The sequence below is a fragment of the Streptomyces sp. NPDC058307 genome (assembly GCF_042880295.1).
In the GTDB taxonomy this organism is placed as follows: Bacteria; Actinomycetota; Actinomycetes; order Streptomycetales; family Streptomycetaceae; genus Streptomyces.
The window spans coordinates 65,902-87,838 of the sequence record NZ_JBHVYZ010000032.1; the positions used below are offsets into that span (position 1 = coordinate 65,902).

At 71.0% G+C, this 21,937-nt stretch carries 18 protein-coding genes and 1 tRNA gene; 11 read left to right on the plus strand and 8 right to left on the minus strand.

What is annotated here, in order from left to right:
• Together ACFVYN_RS23075 and ACFVYN_RS23080 are read right to left on the minus strand one after the other, a co-directional pair.
• Positions 1 to 1,485, minus strand: coding sequence for an ABC transporter substrate-binding protein (locus tag ACFVYN_RS23075; RefSeq protein WP_390001387.1), 1,485 nt, complete (start codon positions 1,483 to 1,485; stop codon positions 1 to 3).
• Positions 1,486 to 1,492: 7 nt separating this feature from the next.
• Positions 1,493 to 2,029, minus strand: a complete 537-nt coding sequence (locus ACFVYN_RS23080) for a GNAT family N-acetyltransferase (protein WP_390001389.1) — start codon at positions 2,027 to 2,029, stop codon at positions 1,493 to 1,495.
• A gap of 127 nt (positions 2,030 to 2,156) precedes the next feature.
• Here ACFVYN_RS23080 and ACFVYN_RS23085 point away from each other — a divergent pair, with 127 nt between their 5' ends.
• The 3 genes from ACFVYN_RS23085 to ACFVYN_RS23095 all read left to right on the plus strand — a co-directional run bounded on the left by ACFVYN_RS23085 (position 2,157) and on the right by ACFVYN_RS23095 (position 4,285).
• Complete coding sequence (locus tag ACFVYN_RS23085; RefSeq protein ID WP_390001391.1) at positions 2,157 to 3,113, plus strand: ATP-binding protein; 957 nt, start codon at positions 2,157 to 2,159, stop codon at positions 3,111 to 3,113.
• A gap of 50 nt (positions 3,114 to 3,163) precedes the next feature.
• On the plus strand, positions 3,164 to 3,556 hold the full coding sequence (locus ACFVYN_RS23090; RefSeq protein ID WP_390001393.1) for an SCO5389 family protein: 393 nt from the start codon (positions 3,164 to 3,166) through the stop codon (positions 3,554 to 3,556).
• Between the two features lie 87 nt (positions 3,557 to 3,643).
• On the plus strand, positions 3,644 to 4,285 hold the full coding sequence (locus tag ACFVYN_RS23095) for a DUF6461 domain-containing protein (RefSeq protein ID WP_390001395.1): 642 nt from the start codon (positions 3,644 to 3,646) through the stop codon (positions 4,283 to 4,285).
• A 90-nt stretch (positions 4,286 to 4,375) separates the two neighbouring features.
• Here ACFVYN_RS23095 and fusA read toward each other — a convergent pair whose 3' ends face one another.
• Positions 4,376 to 6,409, minus strand: a complete 2,034-nt coding sequence (gene fusA / locus ACFVYN_RS23100) for an elongation factor G (RefSeq protein ID WP_390001397.1) — start codon at positions 6,407 to 6,409, stop codon at positions 4,376 to 4,378.
• Positions 6,410 to 6,722: 313 nt separating this feature from the next.
• Positions 6,723 to 7,835 (minus strand): serine hydrolase domain-containing protein, encoded by a 1,113-nt coding sequence (locus ACFVYN_RS23105; protein WP_390001398.1) that lies wholly within the window; start codon positions 7,833 to 7,835, stop codon positions 6,723 to 6,725.
• Between the two features lie 182 nt (positions 7,836 to 8,017).
• Between ACFVYN_RS23105 and ACFVYN_RS23110 the strand changes: the two genes are divergently transcribed.
• Together ACFVYN_RS23110 and ACFVYN_RS23115 are read left to right on the plus strand one after the other, a co-directional pair.
• Complete coding sequence (locus ACFVYN_RS23110) at positions 8,018 to 9,280, plus strand: hypothetical protein (RefSeq protein ID WP_390001399.1); 1,263 nt, start codon at positions 8,018 to 8,020, stop codon at positions 9,278 to 9,280.
• Complete coding sequence (locus ACFVYN_RS23115) at positions 9,277 to 9,606, plus strand: hypothetical protein (protein ID WP_390001400.1); 330 nt, start codon at positions 9,277 to 9,279, stop codon at positions 9,604 to 9,606. Before ACFVYN_RS23110 ends, ACFVYN_RS23115 begins: the two co-directional genes overlap by 4 nt.
• Here ACFVYN_RS23115 and ACFVYN_RS23120 read toward each other — a convergent pair.
• Positions 9,554 to 12,013, minus strand: a complete 2,460-nt coding sequence (locus ACFVYN_RS23120; protein ID WP_390001402.1) for an ATP-binding protein — start codon at positions 12,011 to 12,013, stop codon at positions 9,554 to 9,556. The two genes, ACFVYN_RS23115 and ACFVYN_RS23120, sit on opposite strands and share 53 nt — an antisense overlap.
• A 206-nt stretch (positions 12,014 to 12,219) precedes the next feature.
• Here ACFVYN_RS23120 and ACFVYN_RS23125 point away from each other — a divergent pair, with 206 nt between their 5' ends.
• The 4 genes from ACFVYN_RS23125 to ACFVYN_RS23140 all read left to right on the plus strand — a co-directional run bounded on the left by ACFVYN_RS23125 (position 12,220) and on the right by ACFVYN_RS23140 (position 16,012).
• Positions 12,220 to 12,897, plus strand: coding sequence for a BTAD domain-containing putative transcriptional regulator (locus ACFVYN_RS23125; RefSeq protein ID WP_390001404.1), 678 nt, complete (start codon positions 12,220 to 12,222; stop codon positions 12,895 to 12,897).
• Complete coding sequence (locus ACFVYN_RS23130) at positions 12,839 to 15,298, plus strand: tetratricopeptide repeat protein (protein ID WP_390001406.1); 2,460 nt, start codon at positions 12,839 to 12,841, stop codon at positions 15,296 to 15,298. The genes ACFVYN_RS23125 and ACFVYN_RS23130 overlap by 59 nt, the downstream gene beginning before the upstream one ends.
• 83 nt (positions 15,299 to 15,381) lie before the next feature.
• Positions 15,382 to 15,513 (plus strand): hypothetical protein, encoded by a 132-nt coding sequence (locus tag ACFVYN_RS23135; protein WP_390001407.1) that lies wholly within the window; start codon positions 15,382 to 15,384, stop codon positions 15,511 to 15,513.
• 82 nt (positions 15,514 to 15,595) lie between these two features.
• On the plus strand, positions 15,596 to 16,012 hold the full coding sequence (locus tag ACFVYN_RS23140; RefSeq protein ID WP_390001409.1) for a hypothetical protein: 417 nt from the start codon (positions 15,596 to 15,598) through the stop codon (positions 16,010 to 16,012).
• Between the two features lie 41 nt (positions 16,013 to 16,053).
• Here the strand turns inward: ACFVYN_RS23140 and ACFVYN_RS23145 are convergent.
• Positions 16,054 to 16,141: transfer RNA gene (locus ACFVYN_RS23145), tRNA-Leu, on the minus strand.
• Between the two features lie 181 nt (positions 16,142 to 16,322).
• Between ACFVYN_RS23145 and ACFVYN_RS23150 the strand changes: the two genes are divergently transcribed.
• On the plus strand, positions 16,323 to 16,748 hold the full coding sequence (locus tag ACFVYN_RS23150; protein WP_390001411.1) for a PAS domain S-box protein: 426 nt from the start codon (positions 16,323 to 16,325) through the stop codon (positions 16,746 to 16,748).
• Between the two features lie 63 nt (positions 16,749 to 16,811).
• Here ACFVYN_RS23150 and frc read toward each other — a convergent pair whose 3' ends face one another.
• Positions 16,812 to 18,068, minus strand: coding sequence for a formyl-CoA transferase (frc, locus tag ACFVYN_RS23155; protein WP_355756092.1), 1,257 nt, complete (start codon positions 18,066 to 18,068; stop codon positions 16,812 to 16,814).
• Positions 18,069 to 18,097: 29 nt separating this feature from the next.
• The gene (oxc, locus tag ACFVYN_RS23160) at positions 18,098 to 19,846 is read right to left on the minus strand and encodes an oxalyl-CoA decarboxylase (RefSeq protein WP_390001413.1); all 1,749 of its coding nucleotides are present in this window, start codon (positions 19,844 to 19,846) and stop codon (positions 18,098 to 18,100) included.
• Between the two features lie 254 nt (positions 19,847 to 20,100).
• On the opposite strand from oxc, the gene ACFVYN_RS23165 reads away from it, so the two are divergent.
• A complete protein-coding gene (locus ACFVYN_RS23165; protein WP_390001415.1) occupies positions 20,101 to 21,684 on the plus strand; it encodes a FadD7 family fatty acid--CoA ligase in 1,584 nt (527 codons plus the stop codon).
• Positions 21,685 to 21,937: the final 253 nt, after the last annotated feature.

The window sequence follows — 21,937 nt, forward strand, 5'->3', positions numbered from 1 at the left end:
TCAGCGTCGCGTTCCGGGGCCGACCAGGGTCCGCTCGTACGGGTCGAGGAGCACGCCCCGGACGTCGGTGGCGACGCCGACGATGATCGACTGATGGGCCAGGGGGACCACGGCGTCGGTGCCGAGGACCGCCGCTTCGGCGCGCATGGCCGCGTCCTGCCGCTCGCCGGTGTCGGCCACGGCGTCCGCCTCGGCGACCGCCCGGTCGACCTTGCTGTCGCACAGCCGGGCGAGGTTGTAGCCGCCGTCGCAGGTGTAGTCGCTCGCGAGGACGCCGACGGGGTCACCGGTGTCGACGAGGCTGTTGCGGGCGCCGACGAACGCGTCGAACTTCCCCGCCAGCGCGTCGCTTTCGAGCCGCGAGTACTCACGCACCACCAGAGTGACCTTGAACCCGGCCTTCTGGAGCTGCTGTTGGAGGACCTGCGCGACCTCGGGGAGTTCGGGCCGGTTGTCGTAGGTGGCGAGGGTGACGGCGGTGCCGTTCGGCTCGGCTGCGCTCGCGCGTCCGGTGGGCGGTACGCGTTTGCCGCCGGCCCAGGTCACGGCCGGTCCGTAGATGCCGGCGCCGGGGTCGGCGTACCCCTCGAAGACGCCCTTGACGAGGCCGGAGCCGTCGACGGCCTCACGGGCGGCGGCGCGCAGCTTCGGGTCCTTCAACGGGCCCTTCTTCGTGTTGAGCTGGAGGCTGGTGGTGCGGGTGGTGGCGGTCTCGTTGAGGGTGGCCTTGTCGAGGGAGGCGGCCTGGGCGACGGGGATCGCCTCGGCGATGTCGACCTGGCCGGTGCGTACGGCGTTGGCGCGGGCGGTGCCGTCGGCGATGAAGCGGGCGTCGACGCCGGAGGCCTGGGCGCGGCCGCCCCAGTAGTCGTCGAAGCGGTCGAGGGTGGCGGAGGCGGAGCCGTTGACCTTGGTCAGCTCGAAGGGGCCGGAGGCGGTGCCGACCGGATCGACGTGGCCGCCCTTGCCGTAGGCCTTCGCGGCGAACACGGCGAGGCCGGGGCTGGACAGCCGGAGCGGCAGGACGGGGTCGGCGGTCTTCGTGGTGATGCGTACGGCGTCCCCCGCCGCCTCGGCCGTCAGCGTGACGCCGGAGAGGGCGGCCGGGGCGGGCCTGGCCTCGGTGGCGTGGGTGAGGGCGGCGGCGACGGTGGCCGGGGTGAGCGCGGAACCGTCCTGGAAGGTGGCCTCGCGCAGGGTGAACAGCCAGGTGCGGTCGTTCTCGCGGCGCCAGGACGCGGCGAGCGCGGGGGCGGCGGCGCCGTTGGCGTCGAGGGCGGTCAGGCCCTCGGTGACGCCGAGGCGGCTGAGGAGGGTGGCGTCGGCGCCGTACGGCGAGAGGTTCTCGGCGGGCGGGAAGGCGAGGGCGACGCGGAGGCGGGAGCCGTCGCTTTTCTTGAGGGACGAGTCACCGCCTGTGGAGGCGAAGCAGGCGGTGAGGACGGGAGTGAGCAGCAGGGAGCCAAGCAGGTGACGGCGTCGCATGGTTGTCCTATCGCCCCATCGGTATCTCGAAGTGGACGACGCTGTTCGCGCCCCCCGTGGTCTCGCGCTCGTCGTGCACGACCTTGCCGATCGAGCGCCAGAAGGGTTCGGCACCCGGGACCGCCGGGTCGGTGTGCAGATAGACGGAGCGGTAGCCGCCGTCCGCGGCCGCGAAGGCGAGCAGTTCGTCGACCAGGCGGCGGGCGAGGCCGCGCCTGCGATGCTCGGGGCGGACGTAGATCCGGCGCAGTTGCGCGGTCTCGCCCGAGGGGTAGCGCTCGGCCAGCTCGCGCGGGTTCGGCGGGTGGGCCGGGCCGCGGGAGTCGAGGGCGGCGGTGGCCACGACGGCCTGCTCGTCCGGGTCGAGGGCGACGAGAAGGGTGTGGCGGGCCGGGACGAGGTAGGCGGCGGCCGGGTCGATGATGTCGCCGTGCCAGCGGGGCACGTACCCGGTTCCGAAGTCGCGGTAGACGGTGTCGAGCATCACCGCTCGCGCACCTTCGAGGTCGTCGGGGCCGGCCGTCCTGATGCTGTAGTAACGCACTTGCACATCATATGCATTAAGCCTTTCAGCTTGATCGCGGGGGGACGGAGAGGCGACTTGACAGTGATCGAGTACGCGCCATAGAACCTACCAACATGACATCCATTTTCAAAAAGACGGCCCGGTAGTGCGCATCGCGTTCGTCGGCAAGGGCGGCAGCGGCAAGACCACCCTGTCGGCGCTCTTCTCCCGCCATCTGGCCCGTTCCGGCGCACCGGTGCTGGCCGTGGACGGCGACATCAACCAGCACCTCGCCGAGGCGCTGGGCCACGACGGCGACGACCTGGGCGCTCCTCCGCTGGGTGCGCACGTGGCCGACATCAAGGACTTCCTGCGCGGCACCAATCCGCGGATCGCCTCCCGGGAGGCAATGATCAAGACGACCCCGCCGGGCCGCGGCTCACGCCTGCTCCGGCTGCTGGGCGACGACGAACTGCACGCCAGGCATGTCCGGTTGGCGGGTGACGTCCCGCTGATGGTGACGGGCGAGTTCGACGAGAGCGACCTCGGCGTGGCCTGCTACCACTCCAAGCTCGGCGGGGTGGAGCTCTACCTCAACCACCTGGTCGACGGTCCCGGCGAGTACGTCGTCGTCGACATGACGGCCGGCGCGGACGCGTTCGCCTCGGGACTGTTCACCCGCTTCGACATGACCTTCCTGGTGGCCGAACCCACCCGCAAGGGTGTCTCGGTCTACCGTCAGTACCGGGACCACGCACGGGAGTTCGGCATCCGGATCGCCGTGATCGGCAACAAGGTGACCGGCGAGGGCGACCTGCTGTTCCTCAAGGAGCACGTGGGCGACGACCTGTTGACCCACCTGATCCACTCGCCCTGGGTGCGCGCGGCCGAACAGGGCCGTGCCGAGGGCGGGTTGGAGTTCCTGGAGGCGCACAACCGGCACGCGCTGGGCATTCTGCGCGAGACCGTCGACACCCACACCCGCGACTGGCCCGCCCTCCACCGCCACGCGGTCGAGTTCCATCTCCGCAACGCCCGCTCGTGGGCGAACGAGGCGACCGGCCTCGACCTGGCGGCCCAGGTGGACCCGGACTTCGTACCGGGCCCGGCCTCCCTCGCCTGACCCCACCCCCTCCCTCCAGTTCACGACAACAGGACAGGAATCCCCCTCACATGTCTCTCGACGTCTCCCCGAAGCTCCTCGCCGAAGCCGAACAGGGCGCCATCCGCGAGGAGGACTTCGTGGACACGGTCCGCACGTCCCTCCCCTACGCCTATGACCTGATCGCCTCCCTGGCCACCGAACTGCGCGATGGCACGGTGGAGTTCGCCGACAACCAGACCCCTCCCCCCTCGGAGAAGGAGCGCGGCCAGCTCCTGCGCGCCCTCGCCAGCGACGCCATCCGGGGCAGCCTGGAACGCCACTTCGGCGTGACCCTGGCCTTCCAGAACTGCCACCGGGTGGCGGCGTTCCGCCCGGAGTCGGTGACGGGAGAGACGTACGCCCGCTTCACCTCGGTACGGTCACAGGTGCTGAACCAGTCGCCGGAGTTCAGGGACTGCTGAGCCCTCCGGCCGTCGGCCGGTGGGGCACAGCACTGGCTCTCGCTGTGCCCCACCGGCCTCAGTTCGTGCACGGAAGGACGAACCGCAATGCCCGACGGTCTCGCATGGATAGCCGACGCCTGGCGCGGCACGAGCCCGAGCGCCATCGACCTGTACATCACCTGCGCCCGCGGCCTCAGCCCTCAGCAGCTGGCCGAACGCATGGCCGACCATGAACCTGTCGAATTCGGGCCCGCCCTCACCGTCCAGGACGCGCACCGCATGGTCGACCTCACGCAGATCTACTGCGCCGGCCGCGTCGGCCAGAGCGGCGACTGGTCGTTCATCGTGGAATGCGTGGGCAGCGAGGGCTGGGCTCTGGACCCGGCGACGTCCCGGGGCGCCGAGGTATTGATCTTCGACCCCCAGCCGGACAATCCGCCCTCCTTTTTCAGGTACCTCGCCGACGGCGAGGTACAGCTGCACTTCGAGTTGGGTTTCGGGTACCACCCCGCAGGAGCCCAGCCCGACCTGTTGCGCCCGGCACTGGAGGCGGCCGGAGTCATTCCACCGGAGGACGACATGGACGACCTGCTGGGTGCGGACGAAGAGCCGGCACCCGCCGAAGAGAAGCGCCGGGTGTTGAGGGTCATCGGTGAGCACTTCGGGCTGTCGCTCCCACGGCAGGTGATCGAAAGCGGGCGGCTTCCTGCCGTGGTCACCCGCACCTCACCTCCGTCCTCGTGGTGACTACGAGGGTGAGTTCCGGTGGAGGGGTCGTAGGGCGGGAGTGCGAGCCGCCCTACGACCCTTCCGGACACGGGACCTCCGTCCCGGCCGTCACCGTGAAGTTGTCACCGCCGGAGCCGGCGCATACCCCGTCGGCCGGGCCGTGAAGGTGCCGCGGCCCTGGGTCCGGCTGCGCAACCTCGTGGCGTAGCCGAAGAGTTCGGCCAGGGGCACGGTCGCCGTCACGATCGCGGACCCGCCGCGTGTGACCGAGCCCGAGACCCGGCCGCGGCGTGCGGCGAGGTCGCCGAGCACCGCGCCGACGGCGTCCTCGGGCACGGTGACCGTGACCTCCACGACCGGTTCCAGGAGGACCATCGCGCAGGCGCGCAACGCCTCCCGGAGGCCGAACCGGCCTGCCGTGCGGAAGGCCGTGTCCGAGGAGTCCTTCACATGGGTCGAACCGTCGGTGAGCGTGACCCGCAGCCCGGTCACCGGGTGCCCGCCGAGCGGTCCCTCGGCCAGGGCGTCCCGGCAGCCGGCCTCGACCGCGCGGACGTACTCCTGCGGGACCCGCCCGCCGACGACGGCCGACCGGAACTCGAACCCCTCCGCCGACGGCTCCACATCGAGCACGACATGCGCGAACTGGCCAGCCCCACCGTCCTGTTTGACGTGCCGGAAGACCAGGCCGGACACCCCGCGCCCAACCGTCTCGCGGTAACTCACCCTCGGGCGGCCGACGTTGAGCGTCAGGCCATGCTCGCGCCGCACCTTCTCCACCGCGACCTCCAGATGCAGTTCACCCATGCCGGACAGCAGGGTCTGGCCGGTCTCGGCGTCGGTGCGGACGACGAGCGACGGGTCCTCCTCGGCCAACCGGGCGAGTGCCGTGGCCAACCGATCGGTGTCGACGGCCCGTTGTGGCTCGACCGCCACTGACACGACCGGCTCGGCCGCACTGGGGGGTTCGAGCACCAGCGGGGCGTCCGGCGCGCACAGGGTCGAGCCGGCGCGGGCCGACTTCAGCCCGACCACGGCGACGATGTCGCCGGCGGCCGCCCGTTCCAACGGGGCGTGCCGGTCCGCCTGTACGCGCAGGATCCGTCCGATGCGCTCGGTGCGCCGCGCGCCCGCGTCCCACACGGTGGCTCCCTTCTCGATCGTTCCGGAGTACACACGTACGTACGTCAGCCGTCCCGTGGCGGTGGCGGTCACCTTGAACGCCAGGGCCGCGAAGGGCGCCGCCGGGTCGCAGGGCCGCTGCTCGCCGTTCTCACCGCGTACGGCGGGCACGTCGAGCGGCGACGGCAGATACGCCACGACAGCGTCCAGCAACGGCTCGATGCCGCGGTTGCGGTACGCCGAGCCGCACAGGACGACCACGCCGTCGCCGCTGTGGGTGAGGTCCCGCAGGGCGGCGGTGAGGGTGCCTTGGGACAGGGTCTCCCGGTCGCAGAACTCCTCCAGGGCGGCCGGGTGGCGTTCGGCGACCGCCTCCTCGAGCGTTCGGCGACGCCTGAGCGCCTCCTCGCGCAGACCGTCCGGAACAGGACCCTCCGCCACAGTGCCGTCCGCCCAGGTCAGCGCCCGCATCCGGACCAGATCGACGACTCCGGTGAAGCCGTCCTCGCTGCCGATGGGCAACTGCACGACCAGCGGGGCCGGATGCAGCCGCTGCCGGATGGAGTCGACAGCCGTGTCCAGGTCGGCACCCGCGCGGTCCAGCTTGTTGACGAAGGCGATCCGCGGCACACCGTGCCGGTCCGCCTGCCGCCACACCGACTCGCTCTGCGGCTCCACGCCCGCGACCGCGTCGAACACCGCGACCGCCCCGTCGAGCACCCGCAGCGAGCGCTCCACCTCGTCGGCGAAGTCGACGTGCCCCGGGGTGTCGATCAGGTTGAGTCGGTGCCCGTCCCACGCGCAGCTCACGGCCGCCGCGAAGATGGTGATCCCGCGGTCCCGCTCCTGCGGGTCGAAGTCGGTGACGGTGGTGCCGTCATGAACGTCGCCGCGCTTGTGCGTGGTTCCGGTGGCGAACAGGATCCGCTCGGTGACGGTGGTCTTGCCGGCGTCGACGTGGGCGAGGATGCCGAGGTTGCGGACGACGGCGAGCGGGTTGGGATTGTTGGTGGTACGCACGGCCCAGGGCCTTTCGGGTGGGGTGATGACAGGGCGGCGCGATGGGCCCGTACGACGGCATGACGGCACGTCAGTTAGGTGCTCGAACTGGCGCGCTACTCGGGTACTTGGCCGTTCAGACAGGCGTCACGGGCGTCCGGTGCCGGCCGCGCAGCGGGCACCGGAGGGGCGGGGACACGAGGATCACGTCGTACGACGCCCGGGGGACGGCGACAGCGGTGCGCATGCACACGGCCGTACTCCCCTCACTCGTCCTGTCCGGTCATGGCGAGTGTAGGGAGCCGGCCGGGGCCGCGCACGGGGTTTTCCGCGGTCAGCGGCGCAGGCCCTGGAGTCCGTCGTAGGCCGACATGACGAGGTCCAACCCGCGGGTGTCCTCTGCGGGTTCGCGCATCTGGTTGGTCGCGTACGCCACCGCCATGCGGGCGTCGGGGTCGATCATGACGAGGGATCCGCCCCAGCCGCCCCAGCCGAAGGTGCCGCCGAACAGGCCGTAGCCCAGGCCGTAGTGCTGTGTCATGCCGATCACCCGGTCCTCGCCGGCGAACTGCTCCTCCCGGGCCCGCCCGGCACCGGCGGTCGACAGCAGCCGTACGCCCCGGACGGTTCCTTCGCAGGCGAGCGCGGACTGGACGAGCGCGATGGAACGGGCGTTGCCGAAGCCACTGGCGGCGGGAATCTGGGCGCGCCGCCACGCCACGCTGTTTCCGTCCCGGACGCGCAGGGCGGTGCCGGCGGCGGGGGTCGCGTCGGGGCCGGGCGTGGCGGCACCCGCGGTGTAGTCCTCGTCCCGGCCCGGCGGGGGGACCGTGAGGGCGACGCGGTGATCGTGCTCGGCGGAGAGGCCGATGTGAAAGTCCGCGTCGAGGGGGCCTGCCACCTCCTCTGCGAGGAAGTCACCCACGGTACGGCCGGTGATCCGGCGCACGACCTCGCCGACGAGGAAGCCCTGGGTGAGCGAGTGGTAGCCGGCCGCGGTGCCCGGCTCCCAGAGCAGCGGCTGGGCGGCGAGCCGGGCGGTGGCGGCCGGCCAGTCGTAGAGCTCCTCGACCGGGCCCTCCCAGTGGGGCAGTCCCGCGGTGTGCGACAGCAGGTGCCGTACCAGCACCTGCTCCTTGCCGGCGGCGGCGAACTCGGGCCAGTACCGGGCGACCGGGCCGTCCACATCGAGCTCGCCGCGGTCGGCGAGGATCAACGCGCACAGTGCCGTCATCGTCTTGGTCGTGGAGAAGACGTTGGTGATCGTGTCCCGCTCCCACGGGGCCGTCCGGTCGGCGTCGGCGAATCCGCCCCAGACGTCGACCACCGGTTCCCCGTCCACGAAGACGGCCACCGAGCCGCCGACGTCCCCCTCGTCCAGCAGCGCCGCCAGCTTGTCGGGGACGGCGGAGAACAGGTCGTCGTATGTGCCCTGGATGTCGGCCATGCCGTGTATTGAGCGCCCGGCGGACGAGCCGGGTCAACCGGATTTCGCCGTCCCGCCCCGGACGGACCCTCACCAGGGCTGCAAGGATTCTTCAAGGCGATGGCAAGGCTTCCGACGCAGCGCGGGGGCACCCCCGCACCGAACGATCCGCGATCCGCGATCACTCGACAACGGGGGCACCGATGAGGCACGACACCGAGAACACACCGAGAACCGCCGCGGTCACCGCCGGGGACGACAGGGGCCAGTGGCTGACGCTGCCCGGCTGCAAGCGTGTCCTGGTCGTGGTCCACACCGAGGTGTACGGCCGGCGGTTGGGGGACCTGCTGCCTCTGCTCACCGCCGACCTGCGCCTGCAGGTGTACTTCACCATCGCGCCGCACGCGTTCAACGCGGGTGCCGCCCGTGCCGTCCCCGGGCCCCTGCCCGACGGCAGCGTGCTGCCCTGGGAGCAGGCGCTCCGTATGCGGTTCGACCTGGTGCTGGCCGCGGGTTCCCAGGGGGTGCACGGGTTGCGCGGCCCGCTGTTGCGGCTGCCGCACGGGGCGGGCCACATGAAGCTGTCGCGGATCGCCGACGGCCGCGATCCGGGAGCGGCACGTACCGTGGGCGGGCTGGGCAGGCGCTATCTCATGCGTGACGGGCGAGTGGTCCCCCGGGCGCTGGCGCTGGCCCACCACGACGACCTGGCCAGGCTGCGTCGCTGCTGCCCGGAGGCACTGCCCGTCGCCGAGGTGGTCGGCGACGCGACGTACGACCGGATCGTCACGAGTCTGCCGCTGCGCCCTCGGTACCGGGCCGCGCTGGGTGTGCGGCGCGGACAGAAGCTGGTGGTGGTCTCCTCCACCTGGGGCACCGGGTCGGCCTTCAACCGGCTCGACGCCCTGTTGCCCAGGCTGCTCACCGAACTCCCGGCGGCGGAGTACCGGATCGCCGTCCTGGTACACCCCAACGTCTGGTCCTGGCACGGCATCTGGCAGGTGCGGTCCTGGCTGGCGACGGCCGAACGGCGGGGCATCGCGGTCGTACCGCCCGACACGGACTGGCGTTCCTTGATCATCGCCGCGGACTGGGTTCTGGGCGACCACGGATCCGTGACGCTCTACTCCACCCTCACCCAGGCGGCGGTCCTGCTCGCACGGTTCCCTGCGGACGACGTCGACCCGGCCTCGCCCGGTGCCGAACTTGCCGCGTTGGCACCGGCGTTGACTCCGTCCGACGCGCTGCCCGAACAGCTCGCGTACGCCCGTACCGCTCGTCCGGCCACGGGGTACGACCGGATCGCGCGCCGCATCTCCTCGGAGCCCGGACGCGCGGGGCGCAACACCCGTCGGCTCATGTACCGGCTGCTCGGACTGGGCGAGCCGGCCCGCGAGCCGTCGCTGTCCGTGGTCCCGCTCCCGGCGGCACTGTGGGACACGGGCCGGAACCAGGTGCCGGCGTGAACGACCTGCTCGCCGTCTCCCTGGACGGTGGTGTGGCCGAGGTGTGGCGCGAGTGCGCCGACGTGCTGTACGGCACCCGGCCCCTGCCCGTCGCGGCGGCGCTGCGGCTGTCCGCGCTGACGCTGTGCCGCTATCCGGGCGCGGTCCTGGTGCTGGTCCCCCGGCTTGGCGGCGGGTTCCTCGCTGTGGCCCGGGACGCCCCCGGGCAGGCAGCGACGCCCGCTGGGCCGGAGCCCGGCCAGACGGCGACGCCCGCTGGGCCGGAGCCCGGGCTCAGCCAAGGGCACGCAGGCGCCTCTCCAGCCGGTCCCGGTCCCTGTCGCTGACCGGCAGGTAGCGGGCCAGGGACCGGGCGTACCAGTCCCTGGCCCGCTCGACGTCGCCCCGCTCCTCGGCCGCCTCGCCCAGCATCTCCAGCACATGCCCCTGCCAGTGCACCGAGCCGGTCTCCTCGAACTCGGCGAGGGCCCGCAGGAGCGTGCGGTCGGCGGCCTCGTGCCGGGTGCCGTCGCGGCGGGCCAGCGCCCGGCCGAGCAGAGCCAAGGCCCGGGCGGCGTCATAGGGATCGCTCAGCTCCGTCAACTCGGTGCGGGCGCACTCGAGTTGCCGTACGGCTTCGTCGGGCCGGCCGGCCGCCAGGGCCGTGTCGCCGAGGCTGAGCCGGGTCAGGGCGGCGCCCCGCTGGTAGCCGATCTCCTCCCGCAGAGCCAGGGCCCGGGCGAAGTGGGTGCCCGCCTCGGCCAGCCGCCCGGCGAGGCGGTAGGTCTGACCCAGGCCGTGGAGCGCCTGGGCCTCATTGCGGCGGGCCGCCTTCAGCGGCTCGCCCTCGGAGCGGCGGGCCACCTCCTCACGGGCCAGCTCCCGTGCCTGCCGGAACCATGACAGGGCCTCCTCGAGACGGCCCACGTTGCGCAGGCCGGTGCCGCCCGAGGTCAGCATGCGGCTGATGCCGTCCCGGTCATCCGCGCGGCGGGCCGCCGCGAGGCCGATCTCGTGCGCCTCGATCCAGAGCTCATAGGGGCGCAGACGCAGACAAAGCGGCCACATCGCGTCGGCGATTTGCCAGGCGGAGGCATGCCAGCCGCGGTCCGCGGCGGTGCGCAGGACGGCCATCAGGTGATCGCGTTCCGCGTCGAGCCAGCACAGCGCACCGGGGGCGTCGGTGAACGGCGGGGGAACCGGCCGACCGGCGTAATCACGGCTCAGGGTGCGGTGGCTGGGGGTCAGCAGGGTCTCGGCGGCCGTGGCGGCCGACAGATAGAAGTCGACGACTCTGCGCAGGGCACCGCAGACGTCCCTCTCCGTCTCGGCCTCATCCGCGCACTCCCGGGCGTGCGCCCGAAGCAGGTCATGGAAACGGTAACGGTCGAGCCCGGTCCGTGGATCCGGTCCGAGGTCCTCCACCAGGTTCGCCTCCGCGAGTTCGTCCAGAAGACGGTCTGCTTCGTCGGGCCCCGTGCCACTGACGGCTGCCGCGACAGGAGGCGTGAACACGGTGAACGGCAGGAGGCTCAGGCGGCGGTAGGCGGCGGCCGGTTCCGGAGCGAGAACCCGGTACGACTCCTGGAGCGCGGCGCGCACGGCGGACTCGCCTCCCACTCGGAGCGCGTCCAGCGGGCCGGTTCCCTCTGCGTCGCTCAGTGCCCTCGCCATCGCCGCCAGTGGCTGACGTGGCCGAGCCGCCAGGCGGGCGCCCGCCACGCATACGGCGAGCGGCAGGTTCGCACAGGCACGCGCCATGGCCCGCGCGGCCTCGGGTTCCCGGCGTACCCGCTCCGCGCCGAGTCTGCGGCTGAGCAGTTCCACGGCGTCCCGGGTCGCCAGAACGCTCAGGGGGACGAAGACGGCGCCCTCCAGTCCGAGGCCGGTCAGCCGGTTCCGGCTGGTCACCGCGGTGACGGCGGCGACCGAACCGGGCAACAGGGGACGCACCTGGGCGGCGCTGAGGGCGTTGTCGAGGAGGAGGGCGATCCGGGCGCCGGCGGTGACCGAACGCCACAGCGCGGCCCGTTCGTTCAGCTCCGCGGGCACCTCCGTGCGACCGAGGGAGCGCAGGAGGTGCCCGAGCAGTTCGCCGGGGCGGGCGGGGCCGTCGGGCGAGTGGCCACGCAGGTCGGCGTACAGCTGTCCGTCGGGGAAGGAGTCGGCCCGCGCCAGCAGCCAGCGTCTTGCCAGGGTGGTCTTCCCGACGCCGGCCGGGCCGCTCACGACGGCGACCACGGGGCTGTCGCATGGGCTGCCTACCAGACGGTCCAGTCGAGCCAGTTCGTCGTGCCGGTTGGTGAAGTGGCTGGGGACCGGCGGAAGTTGTCGTGGCAACACATCAGCTGCTGCGGCCGGTGGGCGGGGCGCCGGATGGAAGTGCACACCGCCGGTGATGTCGCGTGCTTGGACCACCGGGCCGCTCACCGTGGCCGACGCGCCGACGGTGTTGGCCACATCGTCGTGCCGGTCGACGGTTCCGGCACCAAGAGCAGCCTCGACCCAGGCGGCCAACCCGTCGGTGAAGCCGGGCCGAGAGCCCGCCTGTCGCACCAGCAGGTCGGCCAACTCCCGCACCTGCGCTCCGGCCCGTGGGCCCGAGGCGTACTGGCCGATCCGGTCCAGGACCGAGTCGGCGAGCGCGGGCGGTAACCCTTCCTCCACGAGCCGGACGAGCGCCCGCCGCACCTCGGGGCGGCGCAGAGCCACCGCCAGAGCGGCCGGCAATTCCGCGGCCGTCACGTCGTCCATGCGCGACTTTCCCCCTCGGTCCGGCGCCGGTGACCCGCGTCCTACCCGTCACGTCCCTGAACCAGACCAATCAAGTCCAGTTAGCAGCCTGATCAGAAGGAATTGGCCAATATTAAGTCCAACTAGAGTTCTTATTTGAACAGTTATTGACCGCATGCGACTCTTGCTTTCACCGAGCACAGGCCGGCCGTTGGACGGAGGCACTGGTGGAGTGGGAGATTCGCGTACTCGGACCGGTCCAACTGCGCGGAGCCGGACACGTCGACGCACTCGGCTCGGCCAAGGAACGCCTGCTGCTCGCAGCCCTCGCATACAACGTGGGCCGACCGGTCTCCCTCGACACCCTGGTCCACCGGCTGTGGGACGACGCCCCGCCCGGCCGGCCGGGCGCGAGCCTGCACGCCTACGTCGCCCGGATCCGTCGCCGCCTGCGCCTCATCGGCGCCGGTGAACGACTCGTCCAGCAGGCCCACACCTACACGCTCGAACTCGACGCCGACCGCGTGGACTGCCACCGCTTCCAGAGCCTGACCGCCCAGGCCCGCTCGCTGAGCGACGGCGGCAACGACACCGAGGCCCTCCGGCTCCTGGCCGAGGCGGAGGAGCTCTGGCGCGGAGAGCCCCTGGCAGGACTGCCCGGACAGTGGGCGGAGCACATCCGCGGCCTGCTCACGGAGCGACGGCTGCCGACACAGCTGATCCGCACCGCCGCCGAACTGCGCAACGGTCACTTCGCCGACCTCGTACCCGACCTCACCGCCCTCCTCGCGGAGCGCCCCACCGACGAACTGGTCGCCGGCCGCCTGATGACCGCCTCCTACGGCCTTGGGGCGCCAGGCGGACGCACTGCGCGTCTACGACTCCGTACGGCGCCGTCTGCGTGAGGACCTCGGCGCGGATCCCGGCGAGGAACTGACCCGATTACAGAGGCTCATCCTCGACGGCGCCCCCGTCCAGGCCCTGCTCCCCCGCGCAGAATCCGCGGTGTCCGCCCCGCAGACACTGCCCAGCCATGGCGAACTGGTCGGCAGACAGGCGGAGTTGGCCACCATTCTGCGCAGCGCCACCGCGGGCTCGGCGGCGTCGGTGATCGCGCTCCAGAGTGTGTCGGGCATGGCCGGGGTGGGCAAGACCTTGATCGCCTTGCATGCCGCCAGGCGCTTGGCGCCGCACTTTCCGGACGGTGCCGTCCATCTCGACCTGGGCACTCACGCCTTCGAGTCGTCTCCGCTCACTCCCGAGGCCGCGCTCACCGCACTCATCCGCGCCTTCGGGGTCCCCGCCTCCGCTCTCCCCCACGACCGGGAGGGCCTCGTGGGACTGTGGCGCAGCCTGCTCGCCAACCGCCGCGCCGTCGTCGTCCTCGACGACGTCGCCGGCCCCGAACAGCTCCGCCCACTCCTGCCGGGTGCCTCACAGTCCATAATCATCGTGACCAGCCGCCGGAGGCTCACGGGCCTGCCCGGCATCCGCTCGATCCAGCTGGACGTGCTTCCGCCGCGGGATGCCATCGCCCTGTTCCGGACCGTGGCGGGAGAAGAGCGCACCCACCGGCACAACGAGGTGGCGGACATCGTCCGGCTGGCCGGCCATCTGCCCCTGGCCGTGGAGCTCGTCGCGGGCCGGCTGGCCTCCCGCCCCTCCTGGACGACGGCCCACCTCCTGCGCAGACTCACGCACGGACAGGGCCGGTTGAAGGAAATCCGCGACGGCACCCGAGGAGAGATCGGCCGGGCTTTCGACGTCTCGTACCGCACACTCAAGATCGAGGAACAAACAGTTTTCCGATTCCTGGGACTGCGGTTCGGAGCCGATATCGACGTGTACGGCGTGGCGGCCCTGGCCGGTCTTCCGGTGACCGCCGCGGAGGACGCCCTGGAAGGCCTTCTTGACGCTCATCTCGTCAGGGAACCCGCGCCCGAACGTTTCGCCTTGCATGATCTCCTCGGCGAATACGCGCGCGCCCTCACCCTGTCCGAAGATCCGAAACCGGCGCGCGACCGGGCGGTCGCCCGACTGATCGATTTCTATGTACAGGCATCCGATGCGGCGGACCGGATGATCTACCCACGGCGTCTGCGACTGGACCGTCCCCTCACCTCCTCTCCGTATCAACTCCCTTCATGGGAAGATCCCTTCACGGCTCGAAGGTGGCTCGCTGCGGAGTGCTCCGCGCTGCTGGCGGCCGAACGTCACTGCCGTGCGGGCGGGCGCGCGGAACCGGCCGCCCTGCTCGCGAGCGCACTGGCCGCCTTCCTCGACGACGAGGGCCACTCCGCCGATGCCCAGCGCGCCCACGCCGGCGCGGTCGAGTACTGGCAGGGCACCGGGACACGGCACCGAGCGGTCCACGCGTCGATCGACCTCGGGAACAGCCTGTCCCAGGGGGGCCGCTACGAGGAGGCTCACACCGCTCTGCGCCGGGCGCTCGTCGACGCCGGGGAACTCGGTGCGGCCGAAGCGGAGGCCGAGGCCCTGCACCGGCTCGGCGTACTGCACTGGAATCTCGGCCGGCTTTCCGAGGCGCTCGAATTCCAGCGGGAGACCCTGCGGAAACGGCTCTTGTCAGGCGATCCGTGGCAGTTGGGCCGCGCACGGAACAACCTCGGAATAACCAACCTGTATCTGGGGAATTTCGAGGAGTCCCGACAATATTTCGACACGGCGCTCACCGACTTCCAGAGCGCCGGCGACAGGCGTGAGTACGCGCATGTCCTCAATAATCTTTCCGACCTTTTTCTCCGCACGGGCGATCCACAGCGTGCACGCCATCTGCTCGAGAAGGCCCTTGAAGTGCTCAGGGAAACGGGGGTCCCCTCCGAGCGGGCCATTACCCAGGTGAATCTGGCCAGCACGATGAAATCACCCGACGACCTGACCCTCATGCTGGACCTCTTCAACGATTCCCTCGCGACCTTCCGTAAGTCCGGCGACCGTCGCAACGCCTCGGAGACCCTGCACGCCATGGGCAAGGCCCTGTACACGGCAGGACGCTTCGGGGAGGCGACCACCCGCCAGCAGCACGCTCTCGACCTCGCCAGAAGCGTGGGTGCCGCCCACGAGGAGGGGCAGGCGCTCCACGCGCTGGGGCTCGCCGAACACCGGCTCGGCCGCCAGGCCTCGGCCGTCGCACACCTCACCGAGGCCGTCGAGGTGGCCGACCGCGTGGGGGCGGCACACGAAGCGGCACGAGCGCGGGAAAGCCTGCTCTCGGTACAGGCCGCCTATCAGACGGAGGACTCACCGAACAGTCCTTCACGGGAGAAAGCCTCGCGATTTGCGTGATCGGCGGCGAAGGATGTATTCACTTTCCTGCAAGGCAGGCAGAACAGCATGCCTACTGACCAGTAATTGGAGCAGGAAGAAGAATGCCCCAAAGCAAGACCCTGAAGTTCGCCCTCCGCGGCGCGGCCGCAGTCCTCATCGGCTTCTCCACCTTCGCGTTCGTCGCGAATATCTGCATCCCTTCGAGCGTAACCGCCGCGGCCTCTCGCGCCTGAGTAAGTTCGGTGCGGCGACGAAAGCGCTTCCTGTCGCCGCACCATCCCCTGCTCCACCTTTCCAGGACAAGGAGTGCGCCCCATGGATCCCATATCGGTGGCCCTGCTCGCAGCGTGGGCCGGAGGACTCGGCGGAGAGGCCGGGCGACAGGCATGGGACGGTCTGGTCAGGCTGGTGCGACGCCCGTTCCGTCACGGCGGAACGGAGTCCGACACCGAAGAGGCACCCTCGGTGAGTTCGGGCGAGTCCGAACTGGTCGCCCTCGCGCGGACACCGGAGGACGGCGCACGGGCGCATGCGCTGAGCACCGCGCTGGCCGTCAGGGCGGCACTGGACGCCGATTTCCGCCGCGGCCTGGAGGACTGGTGGGAGCAGGCCCGGCGAACGGCCGACACGGACATGAGCAACCACATCAGCGGAGGGACGTTCCACGGGCCCGTCATTCAGGCGCGCGACATCTCCGGCGGTTCGTTCCAGGGCTCGCCGCCCGCACCGTAGCCGGGCAACGCGAAAGACCCCACATGACGTGGGGTCTCTACTGGTGTCCGAGGGGGGACTTGAACCCCCACGCCCGATAAAGGGCACTAGCACCTCAAGCTAGCGCGTCTGCCATTCCGCCACCCGGACGAGGTGTCTGCCGCCTGGGCGGGGGTGTTCCCCGCGGCGACACGCACAACAATACCAAGCTTTGGGAGTGCCCTTCACCTGCGTTTCCGTCGTCCGGCGGTACCCCGGGACACTGTGGTCGTATTCTGTATACGATTAACATGTATACTGTTGCCACCAATGACTCCGGCTCGGAGGCGACATGGAAGATCTGGATTCCGCGGTGGTGCTGGGCATGGCAGACCAGGCACCCGACGGCATAGTGATCATCGACAGCGAAGGGCTGATCCGCTACTGGAACCGGGGGGCGGAGCGCATCTTCGGCTTCCCGGCGGCCGACGTGGCGGGTCGCAGCCTGGACGTCATCATTCCCGAGAGGCACCGCAAGCGGCACCAGGAAGGCTTCGACGCGGCCATGGAACGGGGATCCAGCAAGTACGGCGACGCGGACCTGCTCAGCGTGCCCGCGCTGGCCGCCGACGGCCGCAAGCTGTCCATCGAGTTCAGCGTCGTGCTGCTGCCCCGCCCCGACGGCAGCACCTACTGCGGCGCGGTCATCCGGGACGTCACCGCGCGGCGCGAGCGGGAGCGGGAAATGATGCGGCGCCGGGCCGAGGCTTCGGTCTGAGCAGCGCCGGACCATGGTGAAGGGGCCGTGACCTCACAGGTCACGGCCCCTTCACTGTGCCGCTCAGACGATGACCCCGCTCTCCTTCAGCCGGCCGATGGTCTCCTCGTCGTAGCCCAGCTCCACCAGGACCTCGGAGCTGTGCTCGCCGAGGAGCGGGGCGCCGACGACCTCCGGCTTGAAGGAGGAGAACTTCACCGGGCTGCCGACCGTCAGATACGTGCCGCGGCCCTTCTGCTCGACCTCGACGACCGTGCCGCTCCTGCGCAGGTCCTCGTCGTAGGCGATCTCCTTCATGCTCATCACCGGGGCGCAGGGCACCTCCCACTCGCGCAGGATGTTCACCGCCTCGTACTTCGTCTTGTCCGCGAGCCACTTCTCGATCTCCTCGAAGATCTCGAAGATGTGCGACTGGCGGGCGCGCGCGGTGGCGTACTCGGGGTCCTCGGCCCACTCGGGGCGGCCGATCACCTCGGCGGTGCGCTTCCAGTTCTGCTCCTGGACGGTGAAGTAGATGTACGCGTTCGGGTCGTCCTCCCAGCCCTTGCACTTGAGGACCCAGCCGGGCTGGCCGCCGCCGCCCGCGTTGCCGCCGCGCGGCACCACGTCGGTGAACTCGCCGTTCGGGTACTGCGGGTACTCCTCCAGGTAGCCGACCCGCTCCAGGCGCTGCTGGTCGCGCAGCTTGACGCGGCAGAGGTTGAGCACGGCGTCCTGCATGGAGACGGACACCTTCTGCCCCCGGCCGGTCCTGCCGCGGTCGATGATCGCGGTGAGGATGCCGATCGCCAGGTGCATCCCGGTGTTGGTGTCGCCGATGGCGGCGCCGGAGATGGTGGGCGGCCCGTCCCAGAAGCCGGTGGTGGAGGCGGCGCCGCCCGCGCACTGGGCGACGTTCTCGTAGACCTTGAGGTCGTTCCAGGACGACTGGTCGTTGAAGCCCTTGACCGACCCGAAGATCAGGCGCGGGTTGAGCTCCTGGATGCGCTCCCAGGTGAAGCCCATGCGGTCCAGGGCGCCCGGGGCGAAGTTCTCCACCAGGACGTCGGCGTCCTTGATGAGCTTCTCCAGGACCTCCTTGCCCTCGGCGGTCTTGGTGTTGATGGCGAGGGAGCGCTTGTTGCTGTTGAGCATCGTGAAGTAGAGGGCGTCCAGGTCCTCGATGTCCCTGAGCTGACGGCGTGTCACATCGCCGCCGTTGGGGCGCTCCACCTTCAGGACGTCGGCGCCGAACCAGGCGAGCATCTGCGTGCAGGCGGGACCGGCCTGGACCCCCGTGAAGTCGATCACCTTGATTCCGGCGAGCGGCTTTTCACTCATGTGTGCTTCCTTTTCGTGAAGGTACGTGGTCACTTGGTGGCCGGCGTGATGTTGCCGACGGTGATGCCCTTGGGGTTCAGGTGCGAGATGTGGCCGCTCTCGGTGCCGGCCGAGGGGTCGATCACGCAGTCGATGAGCGCCGGACCGCCGGACGCCAGAGCCTCGGTGAGGGCGGCGGTGACCTCGGCGGGTGTGGTGGCCCGGTAGCCCTTGCCGCCGAACGCCTCGATGAGCAGGTCGTGGCGGGCGGCCGACATGAGGGTCGTGGGCGAGGGGGCGTCGTCGTACGGGTTGGTGTCGTCGCCGCGGTAGACACCGCCGTTGTTCATGATCACGGTGACGACGGGCAGCCGGTACCGGCAGATCGTCTCGATCTCGATGCCGCTGAACCCGAAGGCGCTGTCGCCCTCGACGGCCACGACCGGGGCGCCGCTCTCGACGGCGGCGGCGATGGCGTAGCCCATGCCGATGCCCATGACGCCCCAGGTGCCGCTGTCGAGGCGGTGGCGCGGCACGTGCATGTCGATGACGTTGCGCGCGATGTCCAGGGCGTTGGCGCCCTCGTTGACGATGTACGTCTCCGGGTGCGTGTGCACGACGTCGCGTACGGCCTTCAGGGCGCCCATGAACTGCATGGGGTGCGGGTCGGCTTCGAGCCGCTCGGCCATCTTGGCGACGTTCTGCGCCGAGCGCGCCCCGAGCTCCTCGCGCCAGGCCGAAGGGGCCGTGATCTGCCCGGGCTTGGTGCGTTCGGCGAGTGCGTCGAGCACCGACTCGATGTCCCCGACGAGGGGGGCGGAGATGGGCTGGTTGCTGTCCATCTCCTTGGGGTCGATGTCGATCTGGACGAACTTGGCGTCGGGGTTCCAGCCTGTCTGACCGTGCCCGAGGAGCCAGTTGAGGCGGGCGCCGATCAGCATCACGACGTCGGCCTTCTTCAGCGCCAGGGAACGCGCGGTGGCCGCCGACTGGGGGTGGTCGTCGGGCAGCAGGCCCTTCGCCATGGACATCGGTACGTAGGGGATGCCGGTGGACTCGATGAACTGCCGTACCTTGGCGTCGGCCTGTGCGTACGCGGCTCCCTTGCCCAGCACCACCAGCGGGCGCTCGGCGGAGGCGAGGAGCTCGATCGCCCGGTCCACCGCCTCCGGTGCCGGCAGCTGGCGCGGGGCGGGGTCGACCAGGCGGCTCAGTGTCCGGTCGCCCTCCGCCTTGGGCATGATGGCGCCGAGCACCGCGGCGGGGATGTCGAGGTAGACGCCGCCGGGGCGCCCGGAGATCGCGGTGCGCAGGGCGCGGGCGATGCCGCGGCCGATGTCCTCGACCCGGCTGACCCGGTAGGCGGCCTTCACGAAGGGCTGTGCGGCGGCGAGTTGGTCCATCTCCTCGTAGTCACCCTGTTTGAGGTCGACGAGGTGGCGCTCGCTGGAGCCGGAGATCTGGACCATCGGGAAGCAGTTGGTGGTCGCGTTCGCCAGCGCGACCAGGCCGTTGAGGAAGCCCGGGGCCGAGACCGTGAGGGCCACGCCGGGCTTCTTGTTGAGGTAGCCGGCGATGGCGGCCGCGTGACCGGCGTTGCTCTCGTGGCGGAAGCCGATGTAGCGGATGCCCTGCGCCTGGGCGAGCCGGGCCAGGTCGGTGATCGGGATGCCGACCACGCCGTAGATCGTGTCGACGTCGTTCAGCTTGAGCGCGTCGACGACCAGGTGGTACCCGTCGGTGAGCTCGGTCGGAACGTCGGCTGCTGCCGCGGTCTCCAGGGTCGAGGGAGCGGTCATGGTCCGAGGTCCTCCTTGGGCAGGTCCTGCCGGAGCGGCTACTTCTCTCACCATCGGCAGCGCGCTCGTCCGCGTCCAAGACCCATCGGCGACCAGCCGATAAACGGCGTCTATCGAGGGCTGGTCAGGGGCCTGGCGACTGGCTTGATAGACAGCTGCTATCGGCCGTTCGCCAGCGGGTATTGGACGTCCACCGGGTGCCACCGCACGCTCGCAGAGGATGTTTCGTCGGAGCTGTGCGAGGGGGTGGGGTCATGGCCGTTCCGGCCGCGGCATCCGTGCGTGACGCGGACCGGTACCGGCCTGTGGAGGTCACGGGCCTCGTCGACCTGCTCGACCGGCAGGTGCGCGAACGCCCTTACGCCCGGGCCTTGGTGGTGACCGGTGAGCGGGTGCAGCTGTCGTACCGCGCCCTCGCGACCCTGGCCGACGACATGGCTGCGCGGCTGGGTGGCGCGGGGCTGGGCCGCGGTGACGCGGTCGGTCTGATCTGCGCCAACACGGCCGAGTTCGTGGTCGGGTTGCTCGGGGCGGCGCGGGCGGGGCTGGTCGCGGCTCCGCTGGATCCGGCGCTGCCCGCGCCGCACCTCTCGTCACGGCTCACGTCGTTGGGAGCGCGGGCGGTCCTGCTCGACGCGTCGGCCTCCGGTGTCGGCTCGCTCCCGGTACCCGCGTGGCCGCTGCGTGTGGACGTGTCCGGGGCGGGGACGGCTGCGGTGGTGCTCGAACCCGGCGTGTGCGCCGTACCTCAAGTCATGGGCGGCTCACGTGAGTTGTCGGAACGGGACGCCCTCGTGCTGTTCACCGCCGGGACCACCGACCGGGCGAAGATGGTCCCGCTGACCCATGCCAATGTGGCCGCCTCTCTCCGGAACATCTGTGGCACCTACGAGTTGGGACCCGGTGACGCGACGGTCGCGGTGATGCCGTTGTTCCACGGCCACGGGCTGTTCGCGGCGCTGCTGTCCTCCCTGGCGAGCGGGGGCTGTGTGCTGCTGCCCGAGCGGGGGCGGTTCTCGGCGGGCACGTTCTGGGACGACATGCGCACCGTGGGCGCCACGTGGTTCACGGCGGTGCCGGCCATCCACGAGATCCTTCTGGACCGGTCCGAGCGGGAGTATCCGGGTCCGCAGGTGCCGCCGCTGAGGTTCGTCCGCAGTTGCAGCGCGCCCCTGAACACGGCGACACAGCGGGCGCTGGAGCGCACGTTCGGCGCGCCGCTGCTGTCCGCGTACGGCATGACTGAGTCCTCGCACCAGGCGACGAGCGAGCCCTTGCCGCAGCGGGGGCCGCTCCGGCAGGGGTCGGTGGGCCGGCCGACCGGGGTCGCGGTGCGGGTCGTGGACCGCGGCGGACGTGCGTGTCCGGCGGGCGTGGAGGGCGAGGTGTGGGTGCAGGGGCCCACGGTCGCCCGGAGTTATCTGGCCGACGGGGACGAGTCGGCGCGCACCTTCGTCGGGGGATGGCTGCGCACGGGTGATCTGGGGACGCTGGACGAGGACGGGTATCTGACGCTGACCGGGCGGATCAAGAACCTCATCAACCGGGGCGGGGAGAAGATCTCGCCCGAGCATGTCGAGGACATCCTCGCCGGGTGCCCGGGGGTCGCGGAGGCGGCCGTGTTCGCGGTCCCCGACGCGGTGTACGGGCAGCGGGTGGGTGCCGCGGTGGTCGTGCGCGAGGTCGACGGCATCGGGCGCGAGGAGATCCTGCGGTACTGCCGCGACCGGCTGGCCCCCTTCGAGGTACCGGACCGGCTGGAGCTGGTGGCCGCGCTGCCGTACACGGCAAAGGGAGGCCTGGACCGGAAGGCGGTACAGGCGCGGTACGTGCCGTGACGTGAGGTGTGGGCGGGTTCGGCGGCACGCCGTGCTTTGCGCACGCGGTGCTCGGCGGGCTCGGTGCTCGGCGGGCTCGGTGCTCGGCGGGCTCGGTGCTCGGCGGGCTCGGCGCTCGGCCGTGAACACGGGCCGGGTCGGAAGGCGGTGTGGGCGCGATGCCGTACCGGGCTCGGTGGGGATTCGGCGCACGTGGTGCTCGGCGGTCGGCGCCCGGCGCTCGGCCGTGACGCGGACTGGGACGGATGGGTAC